The sequence below is a fragment of the Aliiroseovarius pelagivivens genome, assembly GCF_900302485.1.
GTDB classification, from domain to species: domain Bacteria; phylum Pseudomonadota; class Alphaproteobacteria; order Rhodobacterales; family Rhodobacteraceae; genus Aliiroseovarius; species Aliiroseovarius pelagivivens.
On record NZ_OMOI01000001.1, the window covers coordinates 1,987,322 to 2,008,068 of the forward strand.

Sequence of the window (20,747 nt, forward strand, 5' to 3'; positions counted from 1 at the left end):
GCCGACCATGGCTGGCATAAAAACCGAGGGGCAACAGGCAACTGTTGCCCCCGCCATCGAACTTCGCGGCATCTCGAAGGCCTTTGGGCCGGTGCAGGCGAACAAGGACATCTCGATTTCCGTACAGCCGGGAACGATCCACGGGATCATCGGCGAAAACGGTGCGGGCAAGTCCACGCTGATGTCCATTCTGTATGGGTTCTACAAAGCGGATGAAGGCCAGATCTTCATCCATGGAAAAGAAACCCAGATCCCCGACAGTCAGGCCGCCATTCGCGCCGGTATCGGGATGGTGTTCCAGCACTTCAAACTGGTCGAAAATTTCTCGGTGCTTGAAAATGTGATCCTTGGGGTCGAGGACGGCCCGATGCTGCGCCCGTCACTGGCCAAGGCACGCAAGTCGCTGAAATCGCTCGCAGACGAGTACGAGCTCCACGTTGATCCCGAAGCCCTGATCGAAAATCTGGGCGTCGGAACGCAGCAACGTGTTGAGATCCTTAAGGCGCTGTATCGCGAAGCTGATATTCTGATTTTGGACGAACCCACCGGCGTTCTGACACCCGCCGAAGCCGACCACCTGTTCCGCATTCTGAACGGGCTGCGTGATCAAGGCAAAACCATCGTCCTGATCACCCACAAGCTGCGCGAGATCATGGAGATCACCGACACCGTGTCGGTCATGCGCCGTGGACAAATGACCGCAACGGTCAAAACCAAGGACACAAACCCAGAAGAGCTGGCCGAGTTGATGGTTGGGCGTAAAGTGCTTTTGCGCGTTGACAAGGTGCCGGCCCAACCGGGCGAGAAGGTTCTGGAAGTCACAGACCTGCACATGGTTGACGATCACGGGGTCGAGCGCCTGAAGGGCATCAATCTGAACGTCCGCGCGGGTGAAATTTTGGGCATTGCTGGCGTATCCGGCAACGGACAGACCCAGCTTCTTGAGGTTTTGGGCGGCTATGCTTCGGCCACCGGCGAGATCCGGATCAACGATGATCCCATTGATCTGACTGGAAAATACTCTGACGGCCGGTCGCGCCGCGAACGCGGCATCGCACATGTACCCGAGGACCGGCAAGAACATGGGCTGATCATGAACTTCCCTGCATGGCAGAACATGGTGTTCGGATACCATCACGAACCCGAGTACCAGAAGAACAAGCTTCTGATGGATAATGCCAAGATGGTCGAAGTTGCGCAGGACAAGATGGACCGGTTCGACGTACGGCCTCCGCATCCGCACCTGAATGCAAAGAGCTTTTCCGGCGGCAACCAACAGAAGATTGTTGTGGCGCGCGAAATCGAACGCAATCCCGACCTTCTGCTGGTCGGCCAACCTACCCGCGGCGTGGACATTGGCGCGATCGAGTTCATTCATAGGCAGATCATTGGCTTGCGCGATCAAGGCAAAGCAGTGCTGTTGGTTTCGGTCGAGCTGGAAGAAATCCTGTCTTTGTCCGACCGAATTGCCGTGATGTTTGACGGGCATATCATGGGTGAGCGTCTGCCTGATCAGACTGACGAACGTGAACTTGGCCTTCTGATGGCCGGTGTCACCGGTGAAGGAGACAGCTGATGGACAAGATGCCGAAATGGGCTGACATCGCCCTTATTCCTTTTCTAAACCTGCTGATCGCCTTCGTTTTGTCGGGCCTGGTCATCTTCGCCATCGGTGAAAATCCCTTCAAGGCGCTGATGACGATGATCGACGGTGCCTTCGGATCGACGTATGGCTGGGGCTATACGCTCTACTACACCACAAACTTCATCTTCACTGGTCTGGCTGTGTCCATCGCGTTTAAAGCTGCCATGTTCAACATTGGCGGTGAGGGTCAGGCGATGATTGGTGGTCTGGGTGTGGGACTGGCCTGTCTCTTTATTCCAACCGCCCTGATGCCCCATTGGTCCATCGCTCTGGTCTTTGCGATGATCGCAGGCGGCTTGTTTGGGGCTGGCTGGGCGCTGATCCCGGCCTATTTGCAGGCCAAGCGGGGCAGCCACGTCGTGATTACCACGATCATGTTCAACTTTATCGCCACTGCGCTGATGGGCTATCTGCTGATCAAACCGCTCAAGCTGAAAGGCGCGCAGGAAAGTGCCTCGGCCAGCTTCCCGGATGTGACCAACCTGCCCACCCTGCACGAAATTCTGGCCCCGCTGGGCATCAGTTTTTCGAAATCCGCACCCGCCAACGTGTCGCTGTTCGTCGCGCTAGCAATGTGTGTGGTGGTCTATCTGCTGATGAACCGCTCGCGACTGGGCTATGAGATCCGCGCCTTTGGGGAAAGCCCAACTGCGTCGGTCTATGCGGGTATCTCGCCCACAAAAATCATCATCGTCGCCATGATGCTGTCGGGCGCGATTTCGGGTCTGCTGGCGATCAACGCCACGATGGGTCAGCATGAACGCCTGATCCTGAACGCCGTCGAAGGCGCGGGCTTTATCGGCATCGCGGTGGCCCTGATGGGTCGCAACCACCCGTTCGGGGTTCTATTGGCAGCGCTTCTATTTGGTTTTCTTTATCAAGGAGGCAGCGAGCTGTCGCTGTGGACGAAAATCCCACGCGAACTTATTGTCGTTATCCAGGGTTTGGTGATCCTGTTCACGGGCGCGCTTGATAACATGGTCCGTATGCCGGTCGAACGCATGTTCATTGCCGCAGCCAAGCGAAAGGACGCGTAAGATGGATTTCCTTACGATCATCCAGATTGCCGACTCGGCGCTGCGCCTTGCGACCCCCCTGCTTTTTGCATGTCTGGCGGGCTTGTTTTCTGAACGCGCCGGCATTTTTGACATCGGTCTTGAGGGCAAGATCCTTGTGTCAGCCTTCATGGCAGCCGCCATTGCGTCCGTCACTGGATCGGCTTGGATCGGTCTTCTGTGCGGTGTCTTTGCGTCGATCAGCTTTTCGGCCGTGCATGGTGTTGCCTCGATCACCTTCCGGGGCAATCAGCTGATTTCAGGCGTTGCGCTGAACTTCCTAGCCTCCGGCATCACGGTACTGGCAGCACAAGCTTGGTTCAGCCAGGGTGGGCGCACGCCCCCTCTGATGGGCGCAGGCCGCTTTCTGCCCATCGAACTGCCCTTCGCCCTTGGCAGGTCCGATGCCGAGGCCGCTGGCGTTCCTTTGCGCGTGCTGATTGATCAAGCCAACCCGATCCAGCAGGTCTATTCCGAGTTCATCTCGGGGCATACGATCCTTGTCTATGTCGCCCTTCTGATGGTCCCTCTGTCGTGGTTTGTCCTGTTCCGCACCCGTTTCGGGCTGCGTCTGAGAGCGGTGGGTGAGAACCCGGCGGCTGTGGATACCGCTGGCGTGTCCGTGATCAAGTTGCGCTATGCCTCGATGGCCATCGCAGGCACCCTTTGCGGTCTGTCTGGCGTCTATCTGGCCACGGGTCTTGGTGCGGGATTCATCAAGGAAATGTCGGCTGGGCGTGGCTATATCGCGCTGGCGGCCCTGATTTTTGCCAAGTGGAAACCGGTGCCCGCTTTGGGGGCGACCTTCCTCTTTGGCCTCTTGGAAGCCATCGCAAACCGGTATCAGAACATTGACCTTGGCGGCATCGTCATCCCGGTCCAGTTCATGCAAGCCCTGCCCTATATCCTGACCGTGGTAATCCTTGCAGGCTTTGTCGGCAAATCTGTCGCCCCCAAGGCCGGGGGGCAACCCTATGTCAAAGAACGCTAAGGCGCTCGCGGATCAGATCCGCGCCGTTGCCGGCGACGCCCCCGTCGAAGTTGGGCTGGTTCTTGGATCAGGCCTTGGCCACCTGGCCGAGGCGGTGGACGGCGTTGCCATCCCTTACGGTCGGCTTGAGGGCTTTCCCCACGCCGGGGTCTCGGGTCACAACCCGAACCTTGCCATCGGCACGCTGGGCACTACCCGTGTGGCGGTCTTTGGTGGGCGCGAGCACTACTACGAAAACGGTCGTTCCGACGCGATGCGCCTGCCGCTTGAGGTTCTGCAAGAGCTGGGCGCCGATCGTCTGATCCTGACCAATGCCGCCGGATCCATGCGTCCGGACATCCCGCCGGGTGATCTGATGCAAATTACGGATCACATCAATTTTTCAGGCCTGAACCCCCTGATCGGCGAGAAGACCGATGCGCGTTTTGTGCCGATGGGCGGCGCGTATGACCCAGAAATGACGGCCGAATTCCAGCGCATCGCGCAAGAGGAAGACGTCGTCCTGCAGCAAGGCACCTATGCGTGGTATTCCGGCCCGTCCTTCGAAACCCCTGCCGAAATTCGCGCAATTCACACCCTCGGGGCAGACGCAGTTGGCATGTCCACCGTGCCCGAGGTGATTCTGGCGCGCTTCCTTGGTCTGCGCGTTGCGGGCTTTTCAACCATCACCAACATGGCCCAAGGCCTGTCGGACGAGGCCATCAGCCACGAACACACCAAGAAAATGGCTCCACTTGGCGCTCAAAAGCTCGAAAAACTGGTTCGACGCTACTTAACAGGTGACGACGCCGCCTGATTTGGGCCAATAATGGGCCAACCCCAAGACCGCTAATACAGAGTATCACGCCCTATGCAGATTTACCTGCCAATTGCCGAAGTGTCCGTAAACGCGTTCCTTCTGCTGGGCCTTGGCGGCATAGTGGGCATCCTGTCCGGTATGTTCGGTGTCGGTGGCGGCTTTTTGATGACACCTCTTCTGTTTTTCATCGGCATCCCGCCTGCTGTCGCCGTTGCAACCGAAGCAAACCAGATTGTCGCAAGCTCGTTTTCAGGCGTGCTGGCACATCTGAAGCGAAAGACAGTAGACCTCCGAATGGGCTGTGTGCTGCTTGTGGGTGGCTTAATAGGTGCAGCCCTTGGGGTGCAGCTATTTAACGCGTTGAAGGCCATCGGGCAGGTCGATCTGCTGGTCAAACTGTCCTACGTGCTGTTTCTGGGCATCATCGGGTCCTTGATGTTTGTTGAGAGCCTGCGTGCTTTGATGAAGTCACGTGGCGGCCACAGCGTCCCCAAACGACGCAAACACACTTGGGTCCATAACCTGCCCTTCAAGATGAAGTTCCGTACCTCGGGGCTTTATATCTCGGTCATTCCGCCCATTCTGGTCGGCGTACTGGTTGGCATCCTTGCGGCCATCATGGGCGTGGGGGGGGGCTTCATCATGGTACCCGCCATGATCTATCTGCTTGGAATGCCAACAAAAGTCGTCGTTGGGACGTCTCTGTTTCAAATTATTTTCGTAACCGCCTTCACCACGCTACTGCATGCCACCACCAACTTCACGGTGGACATGGGCCTTGCTGTTTTGCTGTTGGTCGGTGGCGTTATCGGTGCCCAGATCGGCGCCCGGATCGGCGTGCGTCTTAAGGCCGAACAATTGCGCGTACTACTGGCCTTTATGGTGCTGGCGGTCTGCGGCAAACTTGGCCTCGATCTGTTGATCCAACCTTCTGAACTGTTCGAACTTGGCGCGGCAGGGGGTCACTGATGCTGCGTATTCTGTCCATCATCGCTTTGTTCCTGCTGTCGGCCCTGCCCCTCCGGGCAGAAGAAATCGTCGCGGGTCTTAGTCAAAACCGCGTGTCGATCACAGCAACCTTTGTCGGCTCGGAGATCCTGATTTTTGGAGCGGTGAAACGTGATAGCCCGCCCCCACAAGACGCCCCGCTTGAGGTCGTGGTGGTGGTCGAAGGGCCCAGCTCGCCGATCACGGTTCGCAAGAAAGACAAACGTTTTGGCATCTGGATCAATACAGAAGCGATGGAACTGGCCGCAGCCCCCAGTTTCTATGCCATCGCCACCTCGGACACGTTGGACAACACCATCTCGAAGCTGGACGACTTCCGGCACCTGATCTCAGTCGAACGTTCAATCCACATCTCGGACAATCCGTTCAACATCAACGACCCGCGCGAGTTCACAGATGCCCTAATCCGCATCCGCGAGAAATCCGGCCTCTACAAACGTTTAGAGAATACCGTCAAGTTGGCTCAGGACACGCTTTTCGAAACGCGAATTGCCTTGCCCGCCAACCTGACCGAAGGCGACTATCGCACGCGTATCCTATTGACGCGCGGCGGTCAGGTGACTTCGGAATATGAAACCGTCATCAACGTCCAAAAGGTCGGACTAGAGCGCTGGATCTTCAACTTGGCCCATGAGAAGCCTTTGATCTATGGCCTGCTATCCCTGGTGATTGCCATCGCTGCAGGTTGGGGTGCGTCGGCTGCCTTCCGCATGATCCTGCGCAACTAACTTCGTTCTGTTGTCTGGATACCTTGGGGTGTTCGAAGGCGCCTTCAAAAGCCGCCGACGCCTGTGCGTTACCCGCGCCCGATATAGCGCATCTTGGTCGCCATCACGGTCATGAACTGCACATTCGCCTCGGGCGGCAGCTGCGCCATATGCAAGACGGATCTTGCCACTTCACCCACATCCATGGACGGGGGCGGCACGTCGCCCTCAGCGACGGCTGCGTCGATGATGCCCTGCAATAGATCGGTCCGCGCGTTGCCGATGTCGATTTGCCCGCAGGCAATGTCAAACGGGCGGCCATCAAGACTTAGTTGCCGGGTCAGGCCCGTGATCCCGTGTTTCGTGACCGTATAGGTCACTGCACCTTCGCGTGGGACATGGGCGCTGATCGAGCCGTTGTTGATAATCCGCCCCCCTTGCGGGGACTGCGCCCGCATTTGGGCAAACGCGGCGCGGGCACACAGGAACATGCCTGTCAGGTTGACCGACACGGCGCGGGTCCAGTCCTCGACCGACACTTCGTCAATTGGCGCGGCGGGCGTGAAAAGCCCCGCGTTGTTGAAAAGTACGTCCAGACGGCCTGCCTTCGCAGCGAACCGATCAAACGCAGCACTCACGGCTTGTGGATCCGAGACGTCCGCGACCAGCACATGCGCCCTGTCCTGCCCTTCGGCAATCTCCTCCAGCACCTCTTTGCGTCGCGCCAGCAGACCGACCGTCCAACCTTTGGCCATGAACAGCTCGGCCACGGCGCGGCCAATGCCGGCGCTGGCTCCGGTGATCAGTATGCTAGGCATCGGGTGCTCCTTGTGCTTCCAGTGTCAGGGCGGTGGGTTTCGCGGGCAAATCGGCCGTCGATAGTTCGGCATGCGGACGCGCCATCGCATAGCGCGTCACCCAGTGTAGCCGCGTTTCCGCCCGTGTGATCGCCACATAGGCCAACCGTTTCCACAGCGGCAGCCCTGCCTCGCTGCGTCCAGCCCATGCCGCTGCGGCGATGTCGGGTGCGAAGACCTGCACCTCGGGCCATTGCGAGCCCTGCGCTTTGTGAATGGTCACCGCGGCACCATGCAAGAACGTGGCCCCCATACGGGCAGCGAAAGGAATGAACGGCTCTTCCTCGTCTGGCTTTTCGATCTTCACAATGGATGCAGCGGATACCTGAGGATCCTCGGCCCCCAACACATGCAACCGCGAAAACCCGGGGCGCTTGCCCGGCCCCAGATAGACACATTGCGCGCCTTTGATCAGCCCACGGGCCTCTAGATCAATGCGTTTCTTGCGATGCTTCAGCGGCAGTTCAATTCCGTCGCAGATCAGGGGTTCACCGGACAATAGTTCGGTCTCGGGCGCGTGAAAGGCGGACCTGAACGCTTGTATCAACCGTACCCGGGTTTTGTTGCGCCACACCAGAACGGGCGAGCGCGCCATCAGATCCGCATTGGCACGCGGGGCCACCACCACGCGGTCATCCCGTGCAGCAGCTTGATGGATCATCCGCTCGAAACCATCGAAATCCAGCGCCTCGTCGGCCAGAGCATGCGCCAGATCCAAAATGGGATTGTCTTCTTCCTGACGGTGGATGCGATGCAGAACCTGCTTTCGCGGGCCCTTGATATCGTCAAAGATCATCTTGCCGGACTGCCCGACCGGGGCCAGCTGAGCGGGGTCTCCGAACAGGACCAAGGTTGGGAAAATCTCGCACAGATCCTCGAACTGCTTTTCGTCCAGCATCGAGCTTTCGTCGACAAAGCCAATGTCCAAGGGATCGTCACGCCGCTTCCAACCGGTAATGAAGTCCGAGCCACGAAGCCCCGCAGCCGCCAGCGCGCCGGGTACAGATTTCTGGGCCTGATAGAACGCATAGGCACGATCCAGTGCTTCGTCCGTCAGGCCTTCGATTTCCGGCCGCTCGCCGTTTCCGGCCAGCCATTCAGCAATCTTTTCATATTCGGGGTCGTAAACCGGTGTGTAGAGGATCCTGTGAATGGTCGTCGCAGGCACACCACGGTTGCGCAACACGCTCGCCGCCTTGTTGGTCGGTGCCAAGATGGCCAAGGTGCGGCGCTCCTTGCGGCGTTTACCCTCCCAATCGCCCGAGATTACATCGACACCTGCATCTTCCAAGGCGCGGTATAGCTCGGCCAGCAACAGCGTCTTGCCCGACCCTGCTTTGCCGACCACAGCCATTACCTGCGACTTGCCGTCAGCAACGGGCGTTAAAAGCGCATCATCCAGATTGACGCCCGACAGGCGCAGCATCTCGGACACGCGGTCATGCGCCTCGGCTTGGTCTTCTGAAAATGTAACGGGGGAATGTTGGGTCATGCCGCGACCCTATCGCGCGGACATGGGCAGCACCAGCGCCCGAAAGCGCTGGTCGCCGATTTTTCTCAGGATTTAATTAGGCGCTGCGTGGCAGCGACTGTGGTGCCGGATCGCGATTGACCGTGAACAGTGAATAACGCATCCAGCCCTGGCTGACTTCGCGCGATACACCAACCTTTTTCAGGGTCGGTTCGAACGCGCTTTTATCCATTGACCAAAGACCAACACCGATGCGGTCACGACCTTCGCCGCCCATACCGATCACATCCGGCTCGAGGCCCATCAGACGATAGATACGCTCCATCCGGGGATCGAAAACGCCGACATAATGTTCCAGCTTGAACGTATCCATGATTTCACCTGCGCCCAGCGCAAGTGCCGCCGATGCACGACGATCTGCTGTTGGGGACAGGCAGAAACGAGTACATTCCCAGATCAGCGGGCTTTCGATATGAACACCGTCGGTCAGATGGCTGAAGTGGTCATTCACCATCGTTTGTCCGACCGTAGGTAGAAAGCGCATGGATCCGCCATGGCGGCCATCGGCCTGTTCCCAGATAACGTATAGCGGGTTCAAGTCGTCATATTCGTCGCGCTCGAAACCGTTAACGTCTACCGAGACATCCCAACCAAGTCGGTGCGAGAATTGTTCCGCCCGATCCTTGAACATGGTCTCAGCCAGCAGAGGGAATTTCGAAAGATCATTGCCATAGAGGTAACGCAGCATGAGTGGAGCTCCTTTGTCCGAGTGATTAATAGGACAATGGTCGCCTCTTAGTTAACGTATGGCAAATACATCGTGAGGTAGAACTGTGTTTAAATTATGATGATGCCCGTCGAAAGTGCCCTCGCCACCGCGTGGGTTGTATTCATTGCGCCCAGCTTGTGACGCGAGCTTTCGATGTAAACGCGCAGCGTATGTTCCGAGATATTTAGCTCGGCTGCGGCCTGTGCGCGGCTCATTCCGCGCGCAAGACAGCTCATCGATGCCAGCTCTCGCGGAGACAACGCTGGGCCGTTGCCATCGTCGCCCCACTTCTCAAAATCCAGTGCTTTTTTGTTGAACTCATGTCCCAAGATCATCAGATCTCGGGCGTTCTCGTCAATGAAATGAGCCCAATCCTCGTCGCTGAGAGAGGCGTTGAGCGTGAACAATGCAAACTGTCCGTTCGGTCCACGAATGGGGATCGTATAGCCCTGATTGCCCAACCCGTGGTTCAAAGCATCCTGCCACATTTCACGCGCAGGCTTTGATGACCAATCCAGTTCTTTCCATGAAACGGGTGTAAACCGCTGAAAACAGCCGAAAATAACGGGATCCATTCGCAGGTATTCTTTTTCGAGATACCGATCAACCCACTCGGCAGAATAGGTACCGGCCCCATAGCGCTCCCCGACCGAGTTTACCCAGTGGTAAACTGTATGCTCGACTCCGTAGTGATCGCGCAGCGCTTCAAGCACCGCTTGCAGGTCTTCAAGCGTGGCCGCCGCTTGCAAGGTAGAGAGAAGGTCTTCGAGCCGATTGGTCATAGGTTCGCGCGACCTCCTTCCGCTCGCGAGACGTCTTTGAAATCTCGGTCAAAGCGATGAGTCGTGCATCATCAAGCTGTTCTGCCGTCACACTCAGACCGTTTTTCTCAGCATAGGCCATGAGGTCGGTAAGTACATCAATAATCCATTTGTCAGACACGGCAAAACCCTCGAACATTAGCTCTTTTAGCAACTTTAGCATGTGTAATAAGGACTTCTAACTCGCGGAATGAAACTCCCCAAAAATAGCGAGGTCGCGAAAGGCCGAAAACTCACCTTCCGTAGCGGAAACCACTAAAGACCCGCCATTCCGGCAGGGTGATTCGCAGGGCAAACGAAAATGCCCGCCGCCTTTGATAAGGCAGCGGGCAAGTTTAATTAGGTTGAAAGTGCGGCTTATTTGGGGCCGGCTTCCAGTGCATCTTCGAAGGTGCGCAGCCCGGTAGTGGGGGCCTGAACCAGAACCGACATGTTGCCCGGCTTGTGCTCGTTGCGGTACATCTTCATGTGCGCGTCAGGAATTTCCGCCCACGGGAACACTTCCGACATGTAGGGGTCGATGCGACGCTCGATCATCAGCTTGTTGGCCGAAGCGGCCTGCTTCAGGTGCGCAAAGTGCGAGCCCTGCAGACGCTTCTGGTGCATCCAAGTATAGCGCACGTCGAAGGTACAGTTGAAACCGGTGGTACCGGCGCAGATCACAACCATGCCGCCTTTTTTACAGACAAGGTTCGACACGGGGAAGGTCGATTCACCGGGGTGTTCGAACACGATGTCCACATTGTTGCCCTTGCCGGTGATGTCCCAGATGGCTTTACCAAAGCGGCGTGCTTCCTTGAACCAGACATCGTATTCCGGCGTGTTCACTGTGGGCAGTTGGCCCCAGCAGGTGAAGTCCTTGCGGTTGATAACGCCTTTGGCGCCCAGACCCATCACAAAGTCACGCTTGTCTTCGTCAGAGATCACACCGACGGCGTTGCCGCCTGCAGCGTTGATCAGCTGGATCGCATAGGACCCCAGACCGCCCGACGCACCCCAAACCAGAACGTTCTGACCGGGCTTCAGTTCGTGCGGGTGGTGACCGAACAGCATGCGGTATGCGGTGGCCAGCGTCAGCGTGTAGCAGGCGCTCTCTTCCCAAGTCAGGTGCTTGGGACGGTGCAGCAGCTGCTGTGCCTGTACGCGGGTGAACTGTGCGAACGACCCATCGGGGGTTTCATAGCCCCAGATCCGCTGGCTGGGCGAGAACATCGGGTCGCCACCGTTGCATTCCTCGTCATCACCATCGTCCTGGTTACAATGGACAACCACTTCGTCGCCCACTTTCCAGCTTTTCACCTTGTCGCCGACGGCCCAAACGATACCTGCGGCATCCGACCCTGCGACGTGATAGTCCTGCTTGTGTACGTCGAACATGCTGACCGGCACACCAAGGCCAGCCCAAATGCCGTTGTAGTTCACGCCAGCGGCCATCACCATCACCAGCACTTCGTGGCTGTCCAGCGTGGGGGTCTCTACGACCTCGACCTGCATGGCCTGATTGGGTTCACCCTGACGATCGCGGCGGATTGCCCACGCGTACATCTGTGCGGGAACATGACCCAGCGGGGGCATTTCACCAATCTCGTAAAGATCTTTTTTCGGGGCATCGTATTCGGCGATGCCGGTTTGTGTGTCCAAAGCCATGGCGGCCTCCTGATCTTGCGCGTTATTTGATTCTATTGCCGCAGTGCGGAATTGCGGCTGCACCTGCAGCATTACGGATCACTAAGTAAGATTGCAACCACAATCAGCAACATTTTGTAATTTTATGTCGCGGCAAACCTGACTTTAGGGCAAGATTGCCGCATCCGCCACTTCTGCTGGCGTCAGGCTCGAGATATGGATCGGCTCGATCTCGTCGCTAAGATGCGCAATCGAGTTCGCATAGTAGGCCAGAATCAGACGATCTGGCTTATGAACCTGATAAGTCGCCCCTGCCCCATCGCCTGTCTTGATGATCAGTTTACGCAGCAAAAGCTCGCGTAGGCCGACTTCGGTCGCATAAGCGTTGTCGCTACGTGGGATATGAACATGCGCGCCGCGCGTCTCCATATCCTGCACCAAGCTTTGAAACCGCGCTGCAATCTCTTCCTGTGTCTGCCCATCATACTTCAGCAAGATCGCCGATACCACCGGCACTGGCAGCACAGGAACCACGTCGCGGATCCGCGTCATCAGCGTATCGCCCAAAGACTCCAACATGTCTTCAGGTGGGTTGCCGCCCAGATAATCGATCAGCGACACCGGATCACCGAAAGAGACAGACGCATACCCAAAACGATAGAAACGCCCGGTCATCCGTTGCCAAAAATGCCGCCCCACATGTCGCGCCACATATTTGAACCGAAGCCCGAAACGGCGGGTTCCCTTGATATCCGCAGACACCAGCACGCGATCTTCCAGCACCCGGTCATAGTTCATGGCAACCGGAATAAAGACGACGTTGCGGCTTTCGCCTGGCACGAAGTCCTGCACGATATAGCTGAGCAGCCCCAGCTTGGGCGCGCCGACCTCGCCGTTCAGGCTCAGCCCGCCTTCCGGGAACATGGCCTGCGTCACGCCGCCGTCCGTTGCCATGCGTACATAACGTGAAAGCACCTTGCGGTAGAGGTTGTTGCGGCTTTTGCGACGGATGAAGTAAGCCCCCATCGACCGGATCAACGTGCGCAAAGGCCAAACCCGCGCCCACTCCCCTACTGCATAGGACAGGTGTGACCGTTCGGCGGCCAGCCAAGTCACCAGCACATAATCCATGTTGGATCGGTGGTTCATCACGAAAATCACAGTGGCATCGGGATCGATCTCGCTAAGCCGCGCCGCATCAAACGCACCAAGACGCACACGATAGAAAGCGCGCGACAGAAGTTTCGCCAGCCGGATCCCGAAGCCAAAATACGCGGTGGCCGAAAAACGTGGTACGATCTCGCGCGCGTAACGCTGGGCTTTTTCGAATGCGACCTGCTCTGGGATGCCTGCCTTGCGCGCGTGTTCGACGATCGCTTTGGCCACTTCCGGGTCATAAGACAGCCGCTGTACCATGTCGTAACGCCGCGCCAGCTTGAACGGCTCGATCGGACGCTCCAGCCTTTCGTTCAGCTGCGCGACAGCGCGCTCAAGCCGCTTACGAAAGAACCAGCGCACCGATGGGAACAGGAAATGCGAGGCAAACGTCACCGTGGCGAAAGCCAGGATCAACACTAGTAACCAAAGAGGAAGTTCCACTACGCGCGTCATGTAAAACCTGTCTCACCAAATGTCACAAAGGTAAAGTGTTGCGAGACACTCGTCGCGCCAAGTGTCCTTAGTATTCCTGTTCGCAGCCGAAACAGCTGATACAGTACCGGCACTCCACGTAACTTTCTTCCCGTGATTTTACCCCTTGCGTAATTTTCTTGCGCAACTAAAAATGCTGCAGCGCAACATAAGGTGAGTCTCTGCCATGTCCTCGAATACCATCCGCCCCTGGCTTTTCCGCACCTATGCGGGTCACTCGACCGCAAAGGCCTCGAACGAGCTGTACCGCACCAATCTGGCCAAAGGTCAGACGGGTCTGTCGGTCGCCTTCGATTTGCCGACCCAGACGGGTTATGACAGTGACCATAAGCTGTCGCGCGGAGAAGTAGGCAAGGTTGGCGTTCCGCTCAGCCATCTGGGCGACATGCGCGCGCTGTTTGACAACATCCCGCTTGAGCAGATGAACACCTCGATGACGATCAACGCCACGGCGCCTTGGCTGTTGTCGCTTTATATTGCCGCCGCCGAGGAACAGGGCGCGGACATCTCAAAGCTTCAGGGCACCGTTCAGAACGACATCATCAAAGAATATCTGTCGCGCGGTACATATGTATGTCCGCCGAAGCCGTCGCTGCGCATGATCACCGACGTTGCTGCCTACACGCGCGAACACCTGCCGAAATGGAACCCGATGAATGTCTGTTCCTATCACCTGCAGGAAGCCGGTGCGACGCCAGAGGAGGAGCTGGCGTTCGCACTGGCCACCGCCATCGCCGTTCTGGACGACCTGAAGGAAAAAGTGCCCGCCGAGGCCTTCCCCGCCATGGTTGGCCGTATTTCGTTCTTCGTGAACGCCGGCATCCGCTTCGTTACCGAGCTGTGCAAAATGCGCGCCTTCGTCGAGCTGTGGGACGAGATCACCCGCGAGCGATACGGCGTCGAAGACCCCAAGTTCCGTCGCTTCCGCTATGGCGTTCAGGTGAACAGCCTTGGCCTGACCGAGCAGCAGCCGGAAAACAACGTCTACCGCATCCTGATCGAGATGCTGGCCGTTACCCTGTCTAAAAACGCCCGCGCACGTGCCGTGCAGCTGCCTGCATGGAACGAAGCTCTTGGCCTGCCCCGCCCGTGGGACCAGCAGTGGTCCCTGCGTATGCAACAGATCTTGGCCTATGAGACCGACCTTCTGGAATTCGACGACCTCTTTGACGAAAACCCCGCCGTGGAACGCAAAGTGGCCGAACTGAAAGACGGTGCCCGCGCCGAGCTGGCCCAGATCGACGGCATGGGTGGCGCGGTTGCAGCCATCGAATACATGAAGTCGCGTCTGGTGGACTCCAACGCTGCCCGCATCGGCAAAATCGAGGTTGGTGAGACCACCGTCGTTGGCGTGAACAAATGGCTCGAAACCACCGAAAGCCCGCTTACTGCGGGTGACGGCGCCATTATGGTTGCCGATAAAGAAGCCGAAGCTGACCAGATCGCGCGTCTGGAACAGTGGCGTGCTGATCGTGACGACGCCGCCGTGAATGACGCTTTGAGCGCCCTGCGCGCCGCCGCCAAGTCCGGCGAGAACATCATGCACTCGTCCATCGCTGCCGCGAAAGCGGGCGTGACCACCGGCGAATGGGGCGAAGTGATGCGCCAGACGTTTGGCCAGTATCGCGCACCCACCGGCGTGTCGAAGAACCCCTCGAACCGCACTGAAGGTCTGGATGAAATCCGTAGCCGCGTCGACGCCGTGTCAGACGCGCTTGGTCGTCGCCTGAACTTCCTTGTGGGCAAACCGGGGTTGGACGGACACTCCAACGGTGCCGAACAAATCGCCGCCCGCGCCCGCGACTGTGGCATGGATATCACCTATGAAGGCATCCGCCTGACGCCTGAAGAGCTGGTGGCCTCGGCGCTGGAAACCAAAGCCCACGTGGTCGGCCTGTCGATCCTGTCGGGCAGCCACATTCCGCTTCTGGAAGAGCTGATCGAACGGATGAAAGACGCTGGTCTGGGCGACGTTCCTGTCGTGGCCGGTGGCATCATTCCCGACGACGACGCCGAGCGTCTGCGCGCAATGGGCGTGGCCAAGGTCTATACGCCGAAAGATTTCGAGCTGAACACGATCATGGAAGACATCGTGACGCTTGTGGCCCCCAGCTCGGTCGCGGCTGAGTAAGCCAACAAGCCCACTTAAATTCAAACGGCACCTGTCGCCCGCGCGGCAGGTGCCTTTTCCTTTTCAGGACTTCGCGCTACCGTCACCTCAAACAAAGATTGGAGTGTGACATGACCGTCCATATCGGGGCCGAACAGGGCCAAATCGCAGAAACCGTTCTGATGCCGGGCGACCCCTATCGGGCGCGCTGGGCCGCTGAAACCTTTCTTGAAGGGGCAGAACTGGTCAACGAAGTGCGCGGGATGCTGGGCTTTACCGGCACCTACAAGGGCAACCGCGTGACCATTCAGGGATCTGGGATGGGAATGCCGTCGATCTCGATCTATGCGAACGAGCTGATCCGCGATTACGGTGCGAAGACGCTGATCCGCATCGGGTCTTGCGGGGGCATGCAGCCTCATGTGAAAGTTCGTGACGTCGTGATCGCGATGACCTGCACAACCGTGGGCACGCCGTCGAACACCATTTTTCGAGAGCTGAACTACTCGCCCTGCGCTGATTACGGTCTTTTGGAAGCCGCTGTTGCAGCCGCACGTGGCCGCGATGTCGGCGTGCATGTGGGTGGGATCTACAGTTCGGACACGTTCTATGACGAACGCCCAGACCTGAACAAAGAGATGACCCGCCACGGCATTCTGGGGGTCGAGATGGAAGCCGCCGAACTTTACACGCTGGCCAACCGCTATGGCGTACGGGCTTTGGGGATCATGACGGTTTCTGATCACTTGCAAACCGGAGAGGCGTTGCCCTCGGACCAACGCGAGAAGACCTTTGGAGATATGGTTGAGATTGCACTTGAGGCCGCCTTCGCCTGACCGCACACGATCATCCTGAATGCGAAAGAGGCGCCTTTCGGCGCCTCTTTTATTCGTTATTGGTCCTCTTTCGGCGTGTCATCCGAAGGTGATGCACGCCACGGTCCCTCAGAATTTGGTGTCGCTACGGGGCTAGACCGTGCCACTGCCTTTTTTGCCGTACGTCGGGCAAACAATCCAGGCCCCGGTCCATCTTCGCCGTACCACTCTTCGTTCCGCGTGGCGTACATGGTCGCCCCGATCGCCACGAAGGCCAGCGTGGCGCCCGCCAGAAGTGCATAGTCGGTCGAATAGAGGATCAGATAGAGCACTGCGTAAAGCAGCACCAACATGCCCCCCAAAACCCACGTCCGGCTTCCAAGCTTCAATGCGAAGCGCCCAAACATCAAAAGCAACAGGATCAAGGCCGCCGCCGACCCGATGTAGGCAACGGTAAAGCCCACCTGCTCGGCATAGGCCAGCATCAGAAGCGTAAACACGGCCTGTGACAGACCGATCAGAAGGTATTGGACCGGATGCACTGGTTTCTTGCTTTGCATATCCATCAGAAGCACCGTCAGGAAGGTCAGCGACACGAACAGGATGCCATAGCGCGCCGCGCGCCACGCTTTCTGATAGAAGTCATTGGGCTGATAGAAGCTGACACCAAAAGACGTGTCCCGCCGCGCGCTCTGCTCGTAATCCTGTCGCGAGATTTGCGGCAGGCTGCGTGCCAAATGAGGGATTGTCCATTTGGCTTGGAACCCTGTCTCGGAAATCTCGGACCCGTCGGGCAGAAATGCACCACCAAAGCTGGGATCCGGCCAGTCGCTGTTCATCTCAACCGTCGAGATCCGCCCCACCGGGGCCACGCGCAACTCGGCAGCACCGTTCAGCCCCAGAACCAAATCAAACTTCGTTTGGTCTTTGCCGCCAGGCAACAGCGCCGTCAAACCCGCGGCATCGCCCAAGGGCTCCATCAGGATTTCGTCCGCACCCGATGTAAGACGTGCTTCGCCGCGCAACGCGCGGTTCGAGCTGACGGTCAGACGTAGGCTTGCTTCGTCCCAGACAGCAAATTCATTCTCGTCCAGCTGAGCCTCAACTCGGTCAAACGGGTACTCGGTCGCGATGTTGGCCTGCGCCTGATAGACAGGCACTTGGAAGATGCCGCGGTGGCGCATCTGGGTTTCGGTCGTGATTTTGACGTCGAACACATCCGGATAAACATAAAGCGCTTGCCGGCTTTCGATCCGCTCAACCTCGACCAGTTTTTGTAGGTTCTCGCCAGTTTCCTTGTCGCGCATGACCAGGCCAGTGGCCTCGTCGATCACATTGTGAAGCTCGGTCACAGTCACGCGGGCCTTGACCGGAATGACCACGCTTGGCCCCGAGATCGTTTGCTGTCCGCCCCATTCCTGACCAACTGACCGGATCGTATCTTCGGAATAGTGACGTCGAGAATTCACGATGTCCGACACCATCATCAGAGGGATGAACATCACAAGGCAAAGAACGCCCACAATAATAAACCGCCAGCCGAGGGATCGCATGGCATACTCCTTTTACTGCACTACTCTACACTATGGGTTGAGACGCGACATTCAAGTTGCGGTTTTCCTTAGCGTCCGTGGCTTTGGTCATAGCCGTTCACATGCGGGGACCGCCATTCACCCAGCGCGCCGTTCTCTGGTGCGAACACCTCGACCAACAGCGGGTGGCAAGCCGCGCTGTCCGAGCTGTGTTCGTCTGAACAATCGCCGCCGGGACAAGCGCTAAGTGCGCCCAGAAGGTTAATTTCAGCAAAGAATTCAAGGTAATCTCCGGGACGGACGGGGCTGGCTTTCATGAAGTATTGTCCTGTGTCGCGGGTGAACCCGGTGCACATGAAGACGTTCAGCACGTCATGCACATGCGGCTGTGCCGCGTCCAGCGTACACCCCAGATGGTCGGCCAACGCACGGGTCAGGTTGGAATGGCAGCAATGATGATACTGCCCGCCGGACAGCAGGTTGTTCGTGTACGGATCGCAGCGCGTACCGATCACATCATGGACCGAGCCGCCAAATTCATCGAAGCCATACCAATCCAGCGTGTCGTCGATGATCGTCGCCATCGGGCGCATGGCGGGGAAGCTGGTCCACATCCGGTCAGAGACAGACAAATGCGTGCCATGCAAGGCACGGGTCTTGCCGGAATAGAACCGCTCGTTCAGGTCATCTGCGTTCCACAAGTTCAAGTCCCCCACCTGCGACCCTTCAACTGAAGAGATGCGGAAGAACTGTCCGGCAGGCACGCTGAACGTGCGCGCGTCACGGGCCGGGATCAGAACCTCATCGACCTTCTGCGCCGTCGCACGGGCGCGCTGGTACAACTCCAGAGCCGGTGCGGTCAGACTGTCCACCGGATAGCAAATGACGGGCTTCACTGCTTTGCGGGCATCGGCATCTGCGGGCGGCGCATGTGATGGGATCTGGGGTTTCATAAAAGCACTCCGATTGTCTGATCGCATCAAGACACGTGGCCCAAGCAATTGACAAGCCCTTGCAAGATTGCCAAGTCAGTGGCGAAGGGATTACCGATGAAACTTGCTTATGTAATTGCGCCCGGTCGGGGTACGACGAACCTTCTGCTGGCGGGTGTAGCGCAGGCTTTGGCCGACAAAGGTGTGACCCTGTGCGGGACTGTCCAGCTGGACACCGAACGGGCCGAAGAACACCACTGCGACATGGATGTGTTGGTGCTGCCGGACGGGCCTAAAATTCGCATCAGCCAGTATCTTGGCGCCAATGCCCGTGGCTGCAAGCTGAACCCCGAGGCGCTGGAAACCGCCGTGGGCCAAACCGAGGAACGCCTACGCGATGGCGCGGATCTTCTGATCGTCAACAAGTTCGGCAAGCAAGAGGCCGAAGGGCGTGGTTTCCGCGAAGCGGTGGGGCAAGCGCTGGCACAAGACATCCCCGCCATCATCGGCCTAAGCGAAGGATCGCGCGATGCGTTCATGGCCTTCGTGGGCGAGGCGGAAGAAATCACGCCCGAACATGACGCCGTGTTGAATTGGGCGCTTTCGGCAACCGGACGCCAATGACCTGACGTTCCACGACAATTTCCCGTCACAGGATCTTTCCTCATGCGTGACCCGGCGCTAACCTGCGCTGACTCGTGGCGTGCCACGCCGACCCCATCCCATCGACAGGAGCCTTCCGTGAGCCAACGGTCTTTCCGCACCCAACCCGAACACAGCAGCTATGACGTCGTGATTGTTGGGGGCGCGATCATGGGATCTTCGGTCGCGTGGTGGCTGTCGCAAGACACGGATTTCAACGGGCGTGTTCTGGTGATCGAGCGTGATCCCAGCTTTGCGCAATGTTCAACCGCCCATACAAATTCCTGTATTCGCCAGCAGTTTTCCGAAGCTTTGAACGTAAAAGTTTCACAATTCACACTTCAGTTCATCAAAGACCTGCGTGCCAACATGGGCGGCGATGCGCGGATCGAGAACATCGGCGTGCAAGATTTCGGATACCTTTATCTGGCAGACAATGACGCGCGGGCCGAGGAATTGAAGGCCGCCCAAGCCATGCAAGTGGCCCTAGGTGCTGGCACCCGCATACTGACCCGCGATGAACTGGCCGAGGCCTATCCGTTCTATGATCTGGACGACATCATTCTGGGCAGCCACGGGGCGGTCGATGAAGGTTATTGGGACGGTGGCGCACTGTTTGACTGGTTCCGCCGCAAGGCCATCGAGGCGGGTGTCGAATACCTGTCGGGCGAGGTCACGGGCGTTCAGACCGAGGGCGGACGCGCGACTTCCGTCACACTCTCCGACGGCACACAGATCGGATGCGGCCACCTGGTCAACGCCGCCGGGCCGCGCGCGGCGTTCCTGTCGAAAATGGCCGGGCTGGACGTCCCGATCGAACCGCGTAAACGCTTCACTTGGGTCTTCAGCGCGGCTAACCCGCTGGACCGCCCCCTACCCCTGACCGTCGACCCCAGCGGAATCCATTTTCGTCAGGACGGCCCCGAGACCTATATGGTCGGCGCAGCACCCCATGACGACATCGCTGTCGCGCCGGATGATTTCCACATGGATCACAGCATCTGGGAAACCCATGTCTGGCCGCATATCGCCACCCGCATCCCGCAGTTCGAGGCGCTGAAAATCGTCACCGAATGGGCGGGGCATTATGCCTATAACACGTTGGATCAGAACGCCATTCTTGGCCCGCACCCCGAGCTGGAAAACTTCCATTTTATCAACGGGTTCTCGGGTCACGGACTGCAACAGGCCCCCGCCATGGGACGCGGATTGGCCGAGCTTATCGTCCATGGCAGCTATCGCACCATGGTCTTGTCGCCGTTTGGATACGAGCGGATCGTCACTGGCACCCCCTTTGGCGAGAGCGCCGTAATCTGA

General features: G+C 58.1%; 19 protein-coding genes. 10 read left to right on the forward strand and 9 right to left on the reverse strand.

Annotation, left to right across the window (positions count from 1 at the left end; translation table 11 throughout):
* Positions 1-7: 7 nt before the first annotated feature.
* Genes ALP8811_RS09685 through ALP8811_RS09710 form a run of 6 tightly spaced genes read left to right on the forward strand, consistent with a single transcriptional unit; the run spans position 8 to position 6,226 of the window.
* A complete protein-coding gene (locus ALP8811_RS09685; RefSeq protein ID WP_108856907.1) occupies positions 8-1,576 on the forward strand; it encodes an ABC transporter ATP-binding protein in 1,569 nt (522 codons plus the stop codon).
* Complete coding sequence (locus ALP8811_RS09690) at positions 1,576-2,682, forward strand: ABC transporter permease (protein WP_108856908.1); 1,107 nt, start codon at positions 1,576-1,578, stop codon at positions 2,680-2,682. The genes ALP8811_RS09685 and ALP8811_RS09690 overlap by 1 nt, the downstream gene beginning before the upstream one ends.
* Before the next feature lies 1 nt (position 2,683).
* Positions 2,684-3,691, forward strand: a complete 1,008-nt coding sequence (locus ALP8811_RS09695; RefSeq protein ID WP_108856909.1) for an ABC transporter permease — start codon at positions 2,684-2,686, stop codon at positions 3,689-3,691.
* A complete protein-coding gene (locus ALP8811_RS09700) occupies positions 3,675-4,487 on the forward strand; it encodes a purine-nucleoside phosphorylase (RefSeq protein WP_108856910.1) in 813 nt (270 codons plus the stop codon). The genes ALP8811_RS09695 and ALP8811_RS09700 overlap by 17 nt, the downstream gene beginning before the upstream one ends.
* Before the next feature lie 54 nt (positions 4,488-4,541).
* Positions 4,542-5,459 (forward strand): sulfite exporter TauE/SafE family protein, encoded by a 918-nt coding sequence (locus ALP8811_RS09705; protein WP_108856911.1) that lies wholly within the window; start codon positions 4,542-4,544, stop codon positions 5,457-5,459.
* Positions 5,459-6,226 (forward strand): TIGR02186 family protein, encoded by a 768-nt coding sequence (locus ALP8811_RS09710; protein ID WP_108856912.1) that lies wholly within the window; start codon positions 5,459-5,461, stop codon positions 6,224-6,226. The genes ALP8811_RS09705 and ALP8811_RS09710 overlap by 1 nt, the downstream gene beginning before the upstream one ends.
* 68 nt (positions 6,227-6,294) lie before the next feature.
* Here the strand turns inward: ALP8811_RS09710 and ALP8811_RS09715 are convergent, their stop codons facing one another.
* The 7 genes from ALP8811_RS09715 to ALP8811_RS09745 all read right to left on the reverse strand — a co-directional run bounded on the left by ALP8811_RS09715 (position 6,295) and on the right by ALP8811_RS09745 (position 13,360).
* Positions 6,295-7,023 (reverse strand): SDR family oxidoreductase, encoded by a 729-nt coding sequence (locus ALP8811_RS09715; protein ID WP_108856913.1) that lies wholly within the window; start codon positions 7,021-7,023, stop codon positions 6,295-6,297.
* Positions 7,016-8,554, reverse strand: a complete 1,539-nt coding sequence (locus tag ALP8811_RS09720) for an ATP-dependent DNA helicase (protein WP_108856914.1) — start codon at positions 8,552-8,554, stop codon at positions 7,016-7,018. The genes ALP8811_RS09715 and ALP8811_RS09720 overlap by 8 nt, the downstream gene beginning before the upstream one ends.
* Positions 8,555-8,630: 76 nt before the next feature.
* The gene (locus tag ALP8811_RS09725; protein ID WP_108856915.1) at positions 8,631-9,281 is read right to left on the reverse strand and encodes an acyl-homoserine-lactone synthase; all 651 of its coding nucleotides are present in this window, start codon (positions 9,279-9,281) and stop codon (positions 8,631-8,633) included.
* An 89-nt stretch (positions 9,282-9,370) separates the two neighbouring features.
* A complete protein-coding gene (locus ALP8811_RS09730) occupies positions 9,371-10,084 on the reverse strand; it encodes a helix-turn-helix transcriptional regulator (RefSeq protein WP_108856916.1) in 714 nt (237 codons plus the stop codon).
* Entirely contained in the window at positions 10,029-10,286 is a 258-nt protein-coding gene (locus tag ALP8811_RS09735) for a hypothetical protein (RefSeq protein ID WP_108856917.1), read from the reverse strand. Before ALP8811_RS09735 ends, ALP8811_RS09730 begins: the two co-directional genes overlap by 56 nt.
* Positions 10,287-10,480: 194 nt before the next feature.
* A complete protein-coding gene (ccrA, locus tag ALP8811_RS09740; RefSeq protein ID WP_108856918.1) occupies positions 10,481-11,770 on the reverse strand; it encodes a crotonyl-CoA carboxylase/reductase in 1,290 nt (429 codons plus the stop codon).
* 144 nt (positions 11,771-11,914) lie between these two features.
* On the reverse strand, positions 11,915-13,360 hold the full coding sequence (locus tag ALP8811_RS09745) for a 1-acyl-sn-glycerol-3-phosphate acyltransferase (protein ID WP_108856919.1): 1,446 nt from the start codon (positions 13,358-13,360) through the stop codon (positions 11,915-11,917).
* 205 nt (positions 13,361-13,565) lie between these two features.
* Between ALP8811_RS09745 and ALP8811_RS09750 the strand changes: the two genes are divergently transcribed.
* Positions 13,566-15,530 carry an ethylmalonyl-CoA mutase gene (locus ALP8811_RS09750; RefSeq protein WP_108856920.1) on the forward strand — a complete coding sequence of 655 codons (1,965 nt, stop codon included), beginning with the start codon at positions 13,566-13,568 and terminating at the stop codon, positions 15,528-15,530.
* Between the two features lie 110 nt (positions 15,531-15,640).
* Positions 15,641-16,345, forward strand: a complete 705-nt coding sequence (deoD, locus tag ALP8811_RS09755) for a purine-nucleoside phosphorylase (protein ID WP_108856921.1) — start codon at positions 15,641-15,643, stop codon at positions 16,343-16,345.
* 56 nt (positions 16,346-16,401) lie between these two features.
* On the opposite strand, the gene creD is transcribed toward deoD, so the two are convergent.
* The gene (creD, locus tag ALP8811_RS09760) at positions 16,402-17,877 is read right to left on the reverse strand and encodes a cell envelope integrity protein CreD (RefSeq protein WP_108856922.1); all 1,476 of its coding nucleotides are present in this window, start codon (positions 17,875-17,877) and stop codon (positions 16,402-16,404) included.
* A 68-nt stretch (positions 17,878-17,945) separates the two neighbouring features.
* Positions 17,946-18,809 (reverse strand): urea carboxylase-associated family protein, encoded by an 864-nt coding sequence (locus tag ALP8811_RS09765; protein WP_219928723.1) that lies wholly within the window; start codon positions 18,807-18,809, stop codon positions 17,946-17,948.
* A gap of 96 nt (positions 18,810-18,905) precedes the next feature.
* On the opposite strand from ALP8811_RS09765, the gene ALP8811_RS09770 reads away from it, so the two are divergent.
* On the forward strand, positions 18,906-19,412 hold the full coding sequence (locus tag ALP8811_RS09770; RefSeq protein WP_108856923.1) for a DUF2478 domain-containing protein: 507 nt from the start codon (positions 18,906-18,908) through the stop codon (positions 19,410-19,412).
* A gap of 117 nt (positions 19,413-19,529) precedes the next feature.
* Positions 19,530-20,747 (forward strand): NAD(P)/FAD-dependent oxidoreductase, encoded by a 1,218-nt coding sequence (locus ALP8811_RS09775; RefSeq protein ID WP_281260705.1) that lies wholly within the window; start codon positions 19,530-19,532, stop codon positions 20,745-20,747.

Coding starts and splice junctions, on each gene's coding strand:
- ALP8811_RS09750 (WP_108856920.1), top strand. CDS start 13,566: ATGTCCTCGAATACCATCCGCCCCTGGCTTTTCCGCACCTATGCGGGT.
- ALP8811_RS09745 (WP_108856919.1), bottom strand. CDS start 13,360: ATGACGCGCGTAGTGGAACTTCCTCTTTGGTTACTAGTGTTGATCCTG.
- ALP8811_RS09705 (WP_108856911.1), top strand. CDS start 4,542: ATGCAGATTTACCTGCCAATTGCCGAAGTGTCCGTAAACGCGTTCCTT.
- ALP8811_RS09770 (WP_108856923.1), top strand. CDS start 18,906: ATGAAACTTGCTTATGTAATTGCGCCCGGTCGGGGTACGACGAACCTT.
- ALP8811_RS09690 (WP_108856908.1), top strand. CDS start 1,576: ATGGACAAGATGCCGAAATGGGCTGACATCGCCCTTATTCCTTTTCTA.
- ccrA (WP_108856918.1), bottom strand. CDS start 11,770: ATGGCTTTGGACACACAAACCGGCATCGCCGAATACGATGCCCCGAAA.
- ALP8811_RS09695 (WP_108856909.1), top strand. CDS start 2,684: ATGGATTTCCTTACGATCATCCAGATTGCCGACTCGGCGCTGCGCCTT.
- ALP8811_RS09735 (WP_108856917.1), bottom strand. CDS start 10,286: ATGCTAAAGTTGCTAAAAGAGCTAATGTTCGAGGGTTTTGCCGTGTCT.
- ALP8811_RS09700 (WP_108856910.1), top strand. CDS start 3,675: ATGTCAAAGAACGCTAAGGCGCTCGCGGATCAGATCCGCGCCGTTGCC.
- ALP8811_RS09725 (WP_108856915.1), bottom strand. CDS start 9,281: ATGCTGCGTTACCTCTATGGCAATGATCTTTCGAAATTCCCTCTGCTG.
- ALP8811_RS09710 (WP_108856912.1), top strand. CDS start 5,459: ATGCTGCGTATTCTGTCCATCATCGCTTTGTTCCTGCTGTCGGCCCTG.
- creD (WP_108856922.1), bottom strand. CDS start 17,877: ATGCGATCCCTCGGCTGGCGGTTTATTATTGTGGGCGTTCTTTGCCTT.
- ALP8811_RS09715 (WP_108856913.1), bottom strand. CDS start 7,023: ATGCCTAGCATACTGATCACCGGAGCCAGCGCCGGCATTGGCCGCGCC.
- ALP8811_RS09730 (WP_108856916.1), bottom strand. CDS start 10,084: ATGACCAATCGGCTCGAAGACCTTCTCTCTACCTTGCAAGCGGCGGCC.
- deoD (WP_108856921.1), top strand. CDS start 15,641: ATGACCGTCCATATCGGGGCCGAACAGGGCCAAATCGCAGAAACCGTT.
- ALP8811_RS09720 (WP_108856914.1), bottom strand. CDS start 8,554: ATGACCCAACATTCCCCCGTTACATTTTCAGAAGACCAAGCCGAGGCG.
- ALP8811_RS09685 (WP_108856907.1), top strand. CDS start 8: ATGGCTGGCATAAAAACCGAGGGGCAACAGGCAACTGTTGCCCCCGCC.
- ALP8811_RS09765 (WP_219928723.1), bottom strand. CDS start 18,809: ATGAAACCCCAGATCCCATCACATGCGCCGCCCGCAGATGCCGATGCC.